Origin of the sequence: aff. Roholtiella sp. LEGE 12411 (assembly GCF_015206995.1) — a bacterium.
GTDB lineage: Bacteria > Cyanobacteriota > Cyanobacteriia > Cyanobacteriales > Nostocaceae > Komarekiella.
In genome coordinates, this window is record NZ_JADEXR010000167.1 from 1 (window position 1) to 12,979 (window position 12,979).

14 protein-coding genes are annotated in these 12,979 nt (G+C 43.4%); 3 read left to right on the plus strand and 11 right to left on the minus strand.

The features are described from left to right. The first annotated feature begins 143 nt into the window (after window positions 1-143). Both psb34 and IQ246_RS24925 read left to right on the plus strand, forming a co-directional pair. Window positions 144-320: a photosystem II assembly protein Psb34 gene (gene psb34 / locus IQ246_RS24920; RefSeq protein WP_194006006.1), complete on the plus strand. Its 177-nt coding sequence runs from the start codon at window positions 144-146 to the stop codon at window positions 318-320. Between the two features lie 235 nt (window positions 321-555). Continuing rightward, on the plus strand, window positions 556-2,751 hold the full coding sequence (locus tag IQ246_RS24925) for a tetratricopeptide repeat protein (RefSeq protein WP_194006016.1): 2,196 nt from the start codon (window positions 556-558) through the stop codon (window positions 2,749-2,751). Window positions 2,752-2,862: 111 nt separating this feature from the next. Here IQ246_RS24925 and IQ246_RS24930 read toward each other — a convergent pair whose 3' ends face one another. From IQ246_RS24930 to sixA, 9 genes are all read right to left on the minus strand, one after another. Then, the gene (locus IQ246_RS24930; protein ID WP_194006007.1) at window positions 2,863-3,654 is read right to left on the minus strand and encodes a GNAT family N-acetyltransferase; all 792 of its coding nucleotides are present in this window, start codon (window positions 3,652-3,654) and stop codon (window positions 2,863-2,865) included. 275 nt (window positions 3,655-3,929) lie between these two features. Further along, window positions 3,930-4,850 (minus strand): NAD(+) kinase, encoded by a 921-nt coding sequence (locus IQ246_RS24935; RefSeq protein ID WP_162396853.1) that lies wholly within the window; start codon window positions 4,848-4,850, stop codon window positions 3,930-3,932. 6 nt (window positions 4,851-4,856) lie between these two features. Continuing rightward, window positions 4,857-5,162 (minus strand): NADH-quinone oxidoreductase subunit NuoK, encoded by a 306-nt coding sequence (gene nuoK / locus IQ246_RS24940; RefSeq protein ID WP_006199065.1) that lies wholly within the window; start codon window positions 5,160-5,162, stop codon window positions 4,857-4,859. A 130-nt stretch (window positions 5,163-5,292) separates the two neighbouring features. Further along, complete coding sequence (locus IQ246_RS24945) at window positions 5,293-5,940, minus strand: NADH-quinone oxidoreductase subunit J (RefSeq protein ID WP_194006008.1); 648 nt, start codon at window positions 5,938-5,940, stop codon at window positions 5,293-5,295. Window positions 5,941-6,033: 93 nt separating this feature from the next. Continuing rightward, window positions 6,034-6,618: an NAD(P)H-quinone oxidoreductase subunit I gene (ndhI, locus tag IQ246_RS24950; RefSeq protein WP_194006009.1), complete on the minus strand. Its 585-nt coding sequence runs from the start codon at window positions 6,616-6,618 to the stop codon at window positions 6,034-6,036. A gap of 103 nt (window positions 6,619-6,721) precedes the next feature. After that, the gene (nuoH, locus tag IQ246_RS24955; RefSeq protein ID WP_194006010.1) at window positions 6,722-7,840 is read right to left on the minus strand and encodes an NADH-quinone oxidoreductase subunit NuoH; all 1,119 of its coding nucleotides are present in this window, start codon (window positions 7,838-7,840) and stop codon (window positions 6,722-6,724) included. Between the two features lie 179 nt (window positions 7,841-8,019). Further along, the gene (locus IQ246_RS24960) at window positions 8,020-8,166 is read right to left on the minus strand and encodes a hypothetical protein (protein ID WP_194006011.1); all 147 of its coding nucleotides are present in this window, start codon (window positions 8,164-8,166) and stop codon (window positions 8,020-8,022) included. An 83-nt stretch (window positions 8,167-8,249) separates the two neighbouring features. Continuing rightward, on the minus strand, window positions 8,250-9,386 hold the full coding sequence (locus IQ246_RS24965; RefSeq protein ID WP_194006012.1) for a citrate synthase: 1,137 nt from the start codon (window positions 9,384-9,386) through the stop codon (window positions 8,250-8,252). Between the two features lie 112 nt (window positions 9,387-9,498). Then, window positions 9,499-10,035 (minus strand): phosphohistidine phosphatase SixA, encoded by a 537-nt coding sequence (sixA, locus tag IQ246_RS24970; RefSeq protein ID WP_194006013.1) that lies wholly within the window; start codon window positions 10,033-10,035, stop codon window positions 9,499-9,501. Window positions 10,036-10,080: 45 nt separating this feature from the next. Between sixA and IQ246_RS31030 the strand changes: the two genes are divergently transcribed. Beyond that, complete coding sequence (locus tag IQ246_RS31030; RefSeq protein WP_255515636.1) at window positions 10,081-10,209, plus strand: hypothetical protein; 129 nt, start codon at window positions 10,081-10,083, stop codon at window positions 10,207-10,209. Window positions 10,210-10,221: 12 nt separating this feature from the next. Here the strand turns inward: IQ246_RS31030 and IQ246_RS24975 are convergent, their stop codons facing one another. Both IQ246_RS24975 and IQ246_RS24980 read right to left on the minus strand, forming a co-directional pair. Further along, complete coding sequence (locus IQ246_RS24975) at window positions 10,222-11,505, minus strand: bifunctional oligoribonuclease/PAP phosphatase NrnA (RefSeq protein ID WP_194006014.1); 1,284 nt, start codon at window positions 11,503-11,505, stop codon at window positions 10,222-10,224. Window positions 11,506-12,259: 754 nt separating this feature from the next. Next, on the minus strand, window positions 12,260-12,757 hold the full coding sequence (locus IQ246_RS24980; RefSeq protein WP_194006015.1) for an HNH endonuclease: 498 nt from the start codon (window positions 12,755-12,757) through the stop codon (window positions 12,260-12,262). Window positions 12,758-12,979 lie beyond the last annotated feature (222 nt).

Below are 12,979 nucleotides of genomic sequence, written 5' to 3' on the forward strand. Positions count from 1 at the left end.
CCCCATGCCCAATGCCCCATGCCCCATGCCCCATGCCCAATGCCCAATGCCCAATGTAACGATTTATCTCCTATGTGGAGGGCAGAATATAAAGTTTATGTAACATTAAGTGAAGAATAAGATTAAGATAAAGGACTTAATTCATGCCCTATACAAATGAAGAAGGCGGTCTTCTGAATAATTTTGCGCGGGAACCGAAGATTTATCAAGCAGAACCTCCGACTCAAGGACAAAAGCGAACCTATATTTTCCTTGGTATCGCTGCTACAGTTTTGGTTGGGAGCTTGATTGTGGTAGCCTTCTTTGTTTCTAACAGTTGAGCATTAACCATTTTAATAAAACTTCATCGTTTTGGTTTTTCAGGTTCCGATTTTAGTAGGGGCCTGCTTTTTTATTTTTTGTTAAAATTGAATTAGAAATTAAGTATAATTATATACTTTTATTCTCCAAAATCTCAAAGGCTCGATTTATCCTCAGCAGAACTTATGAAATTTTTAGTCTGCTTGGATGCACCCAGAAAAGGGATAGATATTGTGTCTTGGCTCTTTAGCCGCCATGAGCGTGAATGATACTGCACACAACGATAATTTTGCTTGGAATCGGCAAGTATACCACCGCCTTAAACTTGCCCTAAGTCTTGGCTTACGGCGACAACTTTTTCTGGCAGTGTGTGATGATTTACACTTAAGAAATCAAGTTGCAGCTCGTTTGCATTCTACATTGGCTTATCCTGTTGGACAAGTGCTATATCAGCCATCAGATACACAGGAAAATAGTACTCCAGCCTATCCGCGAATAGTCACGTTACGGTTGAATTTGAACGATCCTAATCCCATAGTTCAGATAAATCAATGGTTGGCTAATTATCCACCACCAATAGTTGGTGGATCAAAAGACACTCCAGGTAAGTCCCTACCGATACCGGCATTTCAGATTGTAGGGGTGGAGCAGCTAACCAAGCAACCAGTGGCAATACAGCGTTTGTTTTTGCACTACCTCCGCTTAAGCGAACAATATTTCTCTACCCAAGAGTCCAACCGATTTCTAGACTCTAGCCTGCTATTGTGGATACCGCGTCCTTGGTTGTCTGCTATTCAGCAATCAGCACCACAGTTTTGGCGTTGTCGGACTGGCGTATTTGCGTTTGCTGGAGAACCGACACCAACAACTCACAATTCAGGCTATCCAGAACGTTTTTCTAGTTCGAGAAGTTTGGATTTAGGGAATCTTGAGCAACCGATTCCAGATGAATCAGTTACCGCAGCTACCGAGATGAAGTTTGAAGAAAATGAAGGTTTTAAGACACAGACACAAGCGAATCATCGACGCAAAAACCAGGAGGCTTCGTCGCCAATAGTAGATTTATTAAATACTGTGCCCCAGCCACGGGAGTTTACCACTAGATCTGCCAGTGGGAGAAATGACCAATTGCTGTCGTCTTTATCTCATATTAGCAGCGAGTTAACGGAGTTAGTAATGGCAACAATTGATACAGTCATTGCTCATGATACAGAGGATTCCTGGCAACCGCAGCAAATTTTGTTGGAGATTGAAGCATTACACTCACAACAAGCTTCAGGAGAGTTGTTAGCAGAAGCTTATCATCATTTGGGTAGCTTATATCGCCTTTGCATTGAGCAAGGACAGTCAACTCTAGAAAATCTGATGGTAGCAATAATTGCTTACCAGGAGGCAATTAGCTACGACGAAACCTCAAACCAACTACCAGATATCTTAAATGACTTGGGTACACTCTACTGGATGCTATACCGCATACCACCCAATTTGGAAGAGGGACAAACTTATATAGAGCAGGCAATCGAATTTTATCAGTTGGCATTAAAGCTAATCTCACCAGAGACACATCTAGAAACTTATGCTCGTGTGCAAAATAATTTGGGGACAGCTTATGGTGATTTAGCTCGTTTTTCTAACCAATCTGAGAACTGGGAGCAAGCGGTTTCAGCTTACAGTGAAGCACTTCGCTACCGTACAGCTGACATGGACTCATTAAAGTATGCGGCTTGTCAGAATAATTTGGGTACTGCTTACTGGCATTTAGGGCAATATAATCAACCGATTGTGCATTTAAAGAAAGCGATCGCATCTTACAATCAGGCACTCATACACTACAGCCCAGAACAAGAACCACTTAAGTATGGCATGATTCAAAATAACATCGGTACTGCCTGCTGGAATCTAGCACAATACGAACAACCGGCGGAAAATCTCCAGCTAGCTATTAATGTTTATCGTGAAGCTCTCAAGTATCGCACTCCAGCAAATGTTCCTAGTGCCTGCGCCGCCACACAAAATAATCTAGGCACTGCATACTGGCATTTAGCAAATCTATCTCAGACACCTAAAGAAATACGCCAAAAGTATCTGCAACTATGTATCAGTGCTTACGAAGAAGCCATTGCTCTGGCTTATTCACTTAACGATACCTCTTTAAGTTTTGATTTGCTTGCTACTCACAATAACCTGGGACTAGCGCATTATCAGCTAGTAGTAGATAATTCTTTCAATGGTGACAAGGCGACACGTTCTCAACATTTAGAAGCAGCATTAGATAACCATTTGCAAGTCTTAAATGGATTAAGCAAACAACCTGAAGTTTATCAAACAACTTTTGCTTATGTAGTGAAGACTATTCGGGCTTTCCATAGTGAGTTAGGAATACAGGGGCAAAATCTAGCTTTATCTAAGGTTCCTAGTCAGTTGTTAGCAGAAATTTTGTCTCAGTTGTAGTTTTATCTACACTTGAGTTAAATTATTGAGTTTCTTTGTATTTTAGCTAAATAATGCAGACGACTTTGGTAGCGTAGCTGCGAATTATAGTCGTTAGGGTAAAAGTTATTGTTACAAAATTGAGTAATGCCATCTGGCAAAGTCTGCAATATTAGATATAGTTAAAAAATCAATAGTCTTAAACTGCCGATCAATGGCTGGAAAACTGCATATTTTGGCTCCGATATTTAAATATGCCTGCAAAATATTAGGAAGCTCCACATTAAAAGAATCTTGACATTGTTGAGTAACTTCTAAACAATATTGTGAATTTGGGTAAACCAAAATACTTGGATGCATCAAGTTATTTTGCTGAAAATAATCGAAAGCACAAGCAGCCTGCAAAGGGCATTGTGTTAGTAATGATGCACAGCCAAAAAAGTATTGATTTCTACTCTGGATGAGGTAATTTGCTAGCCCTTCCCAGAGTAATAAAAGCGCTTGAATATTGCGGTATTCTTTAGCTATACATGCATACCCAACTTCTACAGATGCCTGAAGTACAGAATCAGGAATTGCATTGAGATTAAATATGTCAGCAGCATCAAATCCTAACCCTTGAGAAGCCATTGCATAGGTTTGCATCCGGTAAGTTCCTATCGTTTTACCAGTTTGTTTGGAAATGAGTATCAAATGATGGCAGACCCCATCAAAATTGTCTTGCTCTATTTGGGTAAGGTTAGAAGTAGAAAATCCTAGACCTAGTTCCTGATTAAAAACTTCAAAACGTAAACGGAAAATGGATTCTAATTCTTCTTCAGTTGAGGCAAGCCGTAGGATATAGTTTTCGGTTTGAAGAACGGGAAAATCTGTGAAGGGGGGAGGAGGACTCAGTGGGTAATTAATGTTGCATCCAGATTCCATCTGTCTTCCTACTTGAATTTGTGAAAATGTCCTATTAGGATTTAGGCGCTACACAAATAGATCACATTATGCATTAATGTGTCGAAGCGTGACTGAGCAAGTTTTCGAGAAAAGTCGCTGTTTCCTACTATGCGTACGTTATCAATGTAAATCAACGAAGAAAGTCACATGGGGTGAGAAAGCCCCCAGATGAATCCGAGGGCTTAGATAATTTTGCGACTTTCTTTGGGAGCATTACAGATAAGCTGCGGCAAATGCACTCTTAAGATACTCAATCAATTTCGATGATTATTGCTGTAGCGAACCCTTGTACCTGCCCAGAGTAACTTCTCCCGCAACGTCTGATAATACGAATTGTTCTCCCGCAAAATAATAAACTTAGCCCGACACTCCGCCATCCGCACATCAACCCGGTGTCCTGGCCAAATTGAAGTTCCTAACACCCCATCCGTCCACAGCTTAGTACTCAAATCATAATCTCCCAAAGGCCAAATACTGACCACGGAACCAGGAGGCAAAACCAGAGGGCGACTAGAAAGACTCATCGCACAAATGGGAGTGATGGTAATTGCTTCCATACCATCATGCATAATTGGGCCATTAGCAGAAACGGTGTAACCTGTGGAACCTGTGGGAGTGGAAATAATTAGCCCGTCTCCCACATATTGATCGACTACCTCACCATCAATTTCCATTTCGAGAATTGAGGTAATCATCCGGTCAGCGGAAGCGGGTTTGACACAAAATTCATTCAAAGCGAGGTAACGCTCACTTACTGGTTCTAAATTAGAACCATGACCCTCATACACCGCCGCTTGCAACATCATCCGCCGCTGGATAGCATAGCGATCCTCCAACAGCCGGTCCCAAACTTGCTCTGTATCCTGAAATTCCTCAACTGATTCAGTTAAAAACCCCAAATGACCTCCCACATTCACTCCCAGAATGGGGATGCCAGCTGGGGCTAAATGTCTGGCACTAGTTAAGACAGTGCCATCACCACCGAGTACCAAAGCTAGATCGATTGGTTGACCAGCCGAAGCCAAAAACACTGGATAGGGATTGTCTTTCGGCCCGCTAGGGCCCATCAACACTTGGCACTCGCGATTTTCTAGTTGTTTAGCACAGATTTCTGCCCAGCGTTTACTCTGGGCATCTCGCGCCTTATAAGCAATGATTACCTGCTTGAGTTGCACGCACTATTACCACTTCAGGAGATTAAACTGCTCCATATCGACGGTATCGCGGTTGCGATAAATGGCAAGCACGATCGCTAAACCCACCGCCGCCTCGGCCGCCGCCACGGTGATCACAAACACGGTGAAAACCTGACCTTTAATTAATGTTGAGTCAAGGAAGTTGGAAAATGCCATTAAATTCAGATTAACAGCATTGAGCAGTAACTCAATTGACATTAGCACCCGTACGGCGTTGCGGCTGGTAATCAAGCCATAGATGCCAATACAGAATAGAGCGGCTGCTAGTAATAAAAAGTACTGGAGTTGCATGAATCTTATGTCAGTTGTTATTTGTCAAGGGTTAAGGGTCAAGGGTCAAGGGTCAAGGGTTAAGAGTTAACGTCAAGAGTTATTCTCCCTTAGCTTCTGTGTCTCTGTGCTCCTTTGTCCCCTCAATCGCCTATTCGCGACGAGAACCACCACGAGAGGCATCAGTATCGCTTCCAGTACTGGTGCTTGTCGATATTAGTTCTCTGGGGCGTTCTGGCAAAGTCAAAACGGTTTGCCGCAGTTGGGATGGCGTAACTTGGTCTGGCAAATACTCGCGACGCGCTAAAATTATTGCTCCTACCATCGCTACCAGCAGCAAAATGGAAGCCAGTTCAAAAGGTAGTAAAAAGTCAGTGAAGAAATGTTCACCAATCAAAACTATAGAACTTTCACCAGTTACAGAAGTAGTTGAGTAAGCCCAAGGGGTCGCCAGTACCATCGTACTCAAAAGGGCAAACAACCCTAGACTGACTACAGCCGTTAGGACTTTCCGCACCCAAGAGTTGGGAAACGGTACAAAATCCTGCCGCTTGTTCACCAACATAATGGCAAACAAAATCAGCACATTAACCGCCCCAACATAAATTAGTATTTGTGCGGTTGCAACAAAGTCAGCATTCAGCAATAGGTAGAGTCCCGCTATGCTGATGAACACACCTCCTAGCATGAATGCAGAATAGACGATGTTGGCAAACAGTACCACGCCAATGGCTGCTCCAATCATCATCGTAGCCAGCACGCCAAAAGATACAATCTGTACTCCTTCCGCTAGATTCACTGTTTTTTGTCCTCAATAGTCATTGGTCATGAGTCATGAGTCATTAGTCATTAGTCATTAGAAATTGGACTTTGGACAAATGACAAATGACATTTATTTTTCAGTTTGTTCTACAAGGTCTTCTGGACGCGCACCCGCACGAGGCGCATCCGCAGGCAAACCGTGAGGTTCGAGGACGCCTTTGGGAAGGTAAACTAGTTCGCGCAGTGGCGTTACCATTGGGTCATCTGTTACCTTGTAGGGCAGACGACCTAGCGCTACGCTGTCATAGTTCAATTCATGGCGATCGTAAGTGGAAAGCTCGTATTCTTCGGTCATCGAAAGACAGTTAGTGGGGCAATACTCTACACAGTTACCGCAAAAAATACAAACTCCAAAGTCAATGCTGTAATGGTTGAGCTTTTTCTTTTTACTGGCTTTGTCAAATTCCCAATCCACTACAGGCAGATTAATCGGACAAACTCGAACACAGACTTCGCAGGCAATGCACTTATCAAACTCAAAGTGAATCCTACCGCGAAACCGTTCGCCAGGAATGAGTTTTTCGTAAGGGTACTGTACGGTAATTGGACGCCGACGCATGTGATCGAAGGTGACAGACAACCCCTGACCAATATAACGCGCGGCTTGCACAGTTTCTTTGGCGTAATCACCAACTTGCTTCAGGAACTTTAGCATTTTTCGTGTTTCTCTCTGTTTTGTCCTTTGTCCAGATGTGTTGCCAAGTCAAGAGTCCAAAGTCCAAAGTAGAAATATTTGACTCTTGACTCTTGACTCTTGACTATCCGCCGAAGGCGAAGGGAAAGGCTAGTTTCAGGGCTGCGGTTAATAGGAGATTAGCTAAACCGACAGGCAACAAAAACTTCCATCCTAAATCTAACAATTGGTCAATCCGCACCCGTGGCACTGTCCAGCGCAACAGGATAGCGACAAATACTAGTAAATAGGCTTTGAGTACGGTCATGGTGATACCCAAAGAAGCAGTTACTATCTGTAACACGGGATTCGCTTCACTGATTCCTAACCAATTAGCTATGAGGTTGAGAGGAATGGGAAAGTCCCAACCACCCAGGTATAAAATTGCTACTAATAGGGAAGAAAGTATCAAGTTAACGTAGGAACCCAGGTAGAACAGACCGAATTTCATACCTGCGTATTCAGTCTGATAGCCTGCTACCAGTTCTTCTTCTGCTTCGGGTAAGTCAAAAGGCAACCGTTCACATTCAGCTAGGACTGATATCCAGAAAATCACGAACCCGACTGGTTGACGCCAAATGTTCCAGCCCAGGATACCGTAGCCAGATTGCTGATTGACAATATCAACAGTATTGAGGCTGTTAGACATCATAGCGATCGCCAGTACCGCCAGCGCCAAAGGAATTTCATAACTAATCGACTGTGCTGCTGCCCGCAAGCCTCCCAAAAGGGAGTATTTGTTATTAGATGCATAGCCAGCCATCAACAACCCGATAGGTTGAATGCTAGACAAGGCAATCCACAAAAACACGCCCATGCCCACATTGCTAATTACGATATTCTGTCCAAAAGGTATGATTAGAAACGACAAAAACACCGGAATCACAACAATAATTGGGCCGAGGGTAAATAGCCAGGGGTCAGACTTGGCTGGCACTATATCTTCTTTAAATACCAGCTTCAGACCATCCGCTACAGGTACCAACAACCCAAAAGGCCCTTGGTATTCTGGGCCTATCCGTTGCTGTGCAGCAGCGGAAATTTTTCGCTCTAGCCAAGTGGCGACCAAAACCCCTACTGTTGCTCCAATTAGCATCAGTATCATTGGCAGTGGCATCCAAATCGCTTTGGCTGTTCCTGCTGGTATTCCTAAATCCTTGACGGATTCAATAAAAGTTCCTTGGAGGTCAATTCCTGAGTTCATGTTTCCGCTCTTTAAGTCATCAAGTCATGGTGAGTTACAACTATTAGTTGAATTAATACCTGCAAATTCACTCATTTATAATTTTTGCTAAGACGACACTTGATTGAAGATTTGTTACTAATTCCCATGCCTAGTATATCCTTGGATGGTTTTAGCACCCTGAAGCCAGATGAGAACTTCTACTTATGGTTGGCATTGAGATTAGCAAACAAAGCCCGTTGGGTTGAGGGGGAGTGGAGGAGTGGAGGAGGGAGAATAACTACTGCCCATGCCCCATGCCCCATGCCCAATGCCCAATGCCCAATGCCCCATGCCCAATGCCCCATGCCCCTCATCTTCTTAGTACGTCAACACAAAACCTCCGCTACCATTTGAGCAACGGTTATATGAATAACAATCAAACTGCTAGTTAACGTTGCTCAATTGGGGTATAAGGAATTTCGTGCCGACCGTTGTAAATCTGGGTAGGACGGAAAATCCGGTTTTCTGCTAGTTGTTCTTTCCAGTGGGCTAGCCAACCTGCAACACGGGCGATCGCAAATATTGGTGTAAACAAGTCTGTGGGAATACCCATTTTTCTATACACCAAACCGGAGTAAAAGTCAACGTTGGGATAAATCCCTTTGGAGGCGAGTTTTTCTTCTACTACTCGTTCCATCTCTTGGGCAATGTCATAGAACTTGTCATGCCCAAACTTCTCAAACAATTGTTCTGCTAATTTTTGCAAAATCGTAGCGCGTGGGTCTTTTACTTTGTAGACACGATGCCCAAAGCCCATAATCTTAGCTTTGCGTTCCAGGCAATCTTCTATGTACGGACGTACATTGTCCACAGAGCCAATGTTTTCCAACATCTGAATTACTTCTTCATTGGCTCCACCATGCAGGGGGCCTCCCAAGGTTCCTACTGCACTAGCAACCACGGCATAGGGGTCAGTCAGGGTGGAAGCTGTCACCCTGGCGCTGAAGGTGGAAGCGTTCATCGTGTGTTCGACATGAAGTATCAAACAGATGTCAAAAATTCGTGCCGCCAAGGGATCAGGTTCTTGCTCATTGAGCATGTATAAAAAGTTGGCGGAGTAGTCTAAGTCATCACGGGGACGCACAGGGTCATTGCCTTTTCGCATCAACTGGAAGGCCGCCACCATTGTAGGAATGGTAGCTATCAAGCGAACCACCGAATCTCGAATGTAGGCAGGATTATGTAAATCCCGGAGCGAATAAAATAAGCCTAAAGCAGCAGCAGAGGCTTGTAGAGCATCCATTGGATGACCGCTTTCTGGAAAGCATTTCATCATGTCCCGAATGCGGTATTTTATCCGCCGGTGGTAGCGAACTTCATGCTCAAATACTTCTAGTTCTTCCTTACTTGGCAGTTCGCCCCAGATTAAGAGATAAGCAGTTTCCAGAAATGTACTTTTTTCTGCTAGTTCCTCAATCCGAATGCCACGATATTCTAGTATTCCCTTTTGCCCATCAACATAGCTAATACTCGATTGAGCGGCGGGAATGCCTTCTAGACCAGGCTTGTATTCGCACACCATCATGGCAACACCATTTGCTTTTTGAAATATCTGATCACGCTAACTTACCAGAAATTGTTGTTGCCATAACAGTTGACGTTCTAACAACAATTCTGACAGAAAAGTTGAAAAACTGTTACAGCAAGTACTTGGGTGGTGTCAACCAAAACATTTGACTACGACCCAGGGGAGAGCCTGATTCTGGTAGTTTTATCCCAATCATACCTGCTTTTTTCAAGACTAAACCTGCTTTGACCTCAGAGAACTCTCCGGCGCGGCTTTCGCCGTTCACAATTTCAGTTCCCCAAAGGAGAATTTCTGCCCAATTACTCAGACAAGGTTCATGTCCCACTAAGGCAAGTTGGGTATTTTGTGAATAATTTTTGGGTTCTAGCCAGCCAACTAGCCAACTGAAAATTTGACCATCAGGAGCAAGGTGGCTAGATTCCTCCATTTGGGAACTTAGTCCAGTTTCTATGAGAATTTCAGCCGTTTGGCGGGCACGTACTAGGGGACTGGTGACAATCAAATCAAACTGCAAACCTAGCTTTTTAAGCCGTTGAGCAACTTTCTCTGTTTTTTGTCGTCCTTCTTGAGTGAGGCTTCGTTCTTCATCCGTAATTTCTAATCCTCCTTCTTGAGCGATCCCATGACGAATTAAGTAAAGTTCCACAATTTTGTCCTTTGTCGTTTGTCCTGTGTCATGTGTCTTCCGTTGATGACAAATACTTCTCTACGAGAGGCTGCGCCAACGACTTACCTCGGCTTTGCCCTTCCCTACGGGAGGCTACGCCAACGACTACGCTCAGGACAAGCTTGGCATGAGTCGCTCAGTACAAGTGACTAATGACTAATGACTTTATTCTGACTGAATCGGGTTGTCTCTGGGATTGACTAACCTCAGCAGCTTTTGCTTAATTTGAGCGTCAAACACCTCCCATTTCATTTTCGCATAAGCGGAATTTTCGTTACTACCAGACAAGAAGCCCATCGGGATTTCAAAACCGCCTGCGCTTGTCCGTCCACCGCCAAAAAAGCGCCCAGTGCTATCTTGCCCAAAGGCCTCTTTGATGAATTCATCGGGATCAAGGGTGAGTTTGCTGGTTCTCAAGGAGCCGATGACTATTTCCAATTCTTCATCTTCATCATGAACAATGCCGTAAACTACGGCGGTGTGGACGTTTTCTTCAGTGACGAGAAAATCAGCTGCTTGGGGGATGGCGTCTCTATCGTCGTAGCGTAAGTAACCAACACCAGCAATAGAAAAGTTATTTTGAACGATGCGGTTCTTGAGCGATCGCTCGATAACATCCATTACCCGCTTGGAACGATTTGCCTGTAAAATTGCATTTAGCAGCTGGGCATCATAAAATCGACTCAGATATGCAGCTGCCATGAAATCTTCTTCTTGTGCTTGCATTAGCCGATTTGTATCTGATCGCAAGCCGTGCATCAAGGCAGTAGCACACTTGACATGTTGATTTATGCTACTATCTAAAGCCATTAATCCCGACTGTAAGTATTGAGTAAAAATTGTCGCTGTGGCTCGTACATAAGGACGAACATCCTCAAACTCTGAGTTGAGTTCCCCCTGTAAACTGTGATGGTCGATAAGCGCTACCAGGGGAATTCCAGCCTGTTGCACCGCTGACAATAACTGAGAAGTAGTTCCCTGGTTATCAATTAATACGAAACCTTGATAAGATGACAAATCTTTGCTTTTCAAGGTTTGTAATGTCCAACGCTGAACAGGTAAATTAGTGAGTCTTACCAAGGCAATATTCTCTTGGTGGCTCAAAGCGCCAGCATAAATGATTTCACATTTAATATCGTATTGCTGAGCAATTAACTGATAAGTCCAAGCAGAGGATAGCGCATCAGGGTCAGGGAAATCTTGTAGAATTACTAGTTGGCGATCGTGTCGGTGCGCCATAAGAGTTTTTTGCAGTTCTTCTGACTTTTGATTTGTCAGGGAATTGCCGCGTTGCGCTGGATATATGCCTGCTTCACCTGTCGATAGCGGTAAAGACGGGCGGGTAAGTGGAAGTTCCACTACCTCTTTTTCTATTTCAGGCTCTTCTGAGTTTGGCTCTGTGGTTAATGACAAACTATCAAACTGAGTAACGGGAGAATTCAAGTACATAGGGAACGTTGTTTGAAGGGTAAGGCTCCGTTGATTCATTAAGAAATACTAAAAGTAGCGATTTACTGATTTAGGCATACATTATTATTTTCGCAAAAATATAAAATCATCACACTCTATATCTAAGTATATTTTTGGTCAGTAGTAGAGATGTAGTGCTCTTTAATCAACTAAATCTCTCTAAAACACATGTAAGGGCTATAAAAAATGACTTTGTGTATCTCCTACTGTATATAGAACACAAACCATTTTTTCTTCTCTAGTTTGAATAAACAGGATTTTTATTCAAGTTGATTTTTGACCTTCAAGATTGATCTAACTTAGGGTATACTGACCATTTCATAATTTATATTTAACCCTTTATTTGACTGCCTCCTAATGTCAATATTCTCATCCTTACGATTAATGAGCAATCAACAATTATTTTTAACTAAATACGCTTTTTTTGTATCTGCTTTTAGATAATTTCAAGCGCATCCCAGTTATTTTTCACTTTTATGAGGTAAAATAAGGGGCTATTATGTTGCTTGCCTAGATTCGTGCAAATTATTTAATCAGCGTCTGTCAGGAAATCTTCCTCTCAAACTGTACGCAAGACTCATCTAGCACACAAGCGATCAAAGCCAAGTGTATCTGGTAAGAATTTAGCTGCCTTCTGGAAGGATAAACAGCTGTGCCGACAAAAAGGCAGCAAAAATTAACACCACAAACAGATAACTATTCTTCTGCCCTTCTGGGTTTAGATCGCTTTATGTCAAAGACCAATAACATACTTTTGCCACTCTTGGTGCAGTCCACTCTTCAAATGTTTACTAACCTCAAAATAGAGGCTGCTGTAAGGTTGACGCGGGGGATGACGCAAAGGCATGTGGGCTTCGTGGGGGGTGCGGTTGCCTTTTTTAACATTGCAACGGACACAAGCTGTAACAATGTTCTCCCAAGTATCACCCCCGCCGCGCGATCGCGGTATCACATGGTCTAGGGTCAACTCATCCCCTGTATAACCGCAATATTGACAAGTGTGAGCGTCGCGGTGCAATATATTTCGGCGAGTGAGAGGAATTTCCTTATAGGGAACGCGCACATAGTGACGCAACCGGATCACAGTTGGCAGCGGGAAATCCGAGTACAGTAATTTAGCGTTATGTTCTACGCGTTCTGCCTTGCCCTTGATTAACAGAACCGTAGCACGACGCCAGCTCGTTATATTGAGCGGTTCGTAAGAAGCGTTTAAGACTAAAACCTTCCCCATTGATCTGCGCTCAGGGTATTAGTTTTACATATATTAACACAAATATACTCTGCTGGAGAGAGAAGAAGAAATTATACTTCCGGGATAATTCAGAAGTGAACTACCCCAACTTACCGAGTACGGTTGAAGTTGGGGCTTCTGTAATCATAGGGGAGTGCCACTACTATAGACTTTCGCCCAAGAGTAGGACTTACCTCCCCTCCTACAGCAGAGACGGCTGAA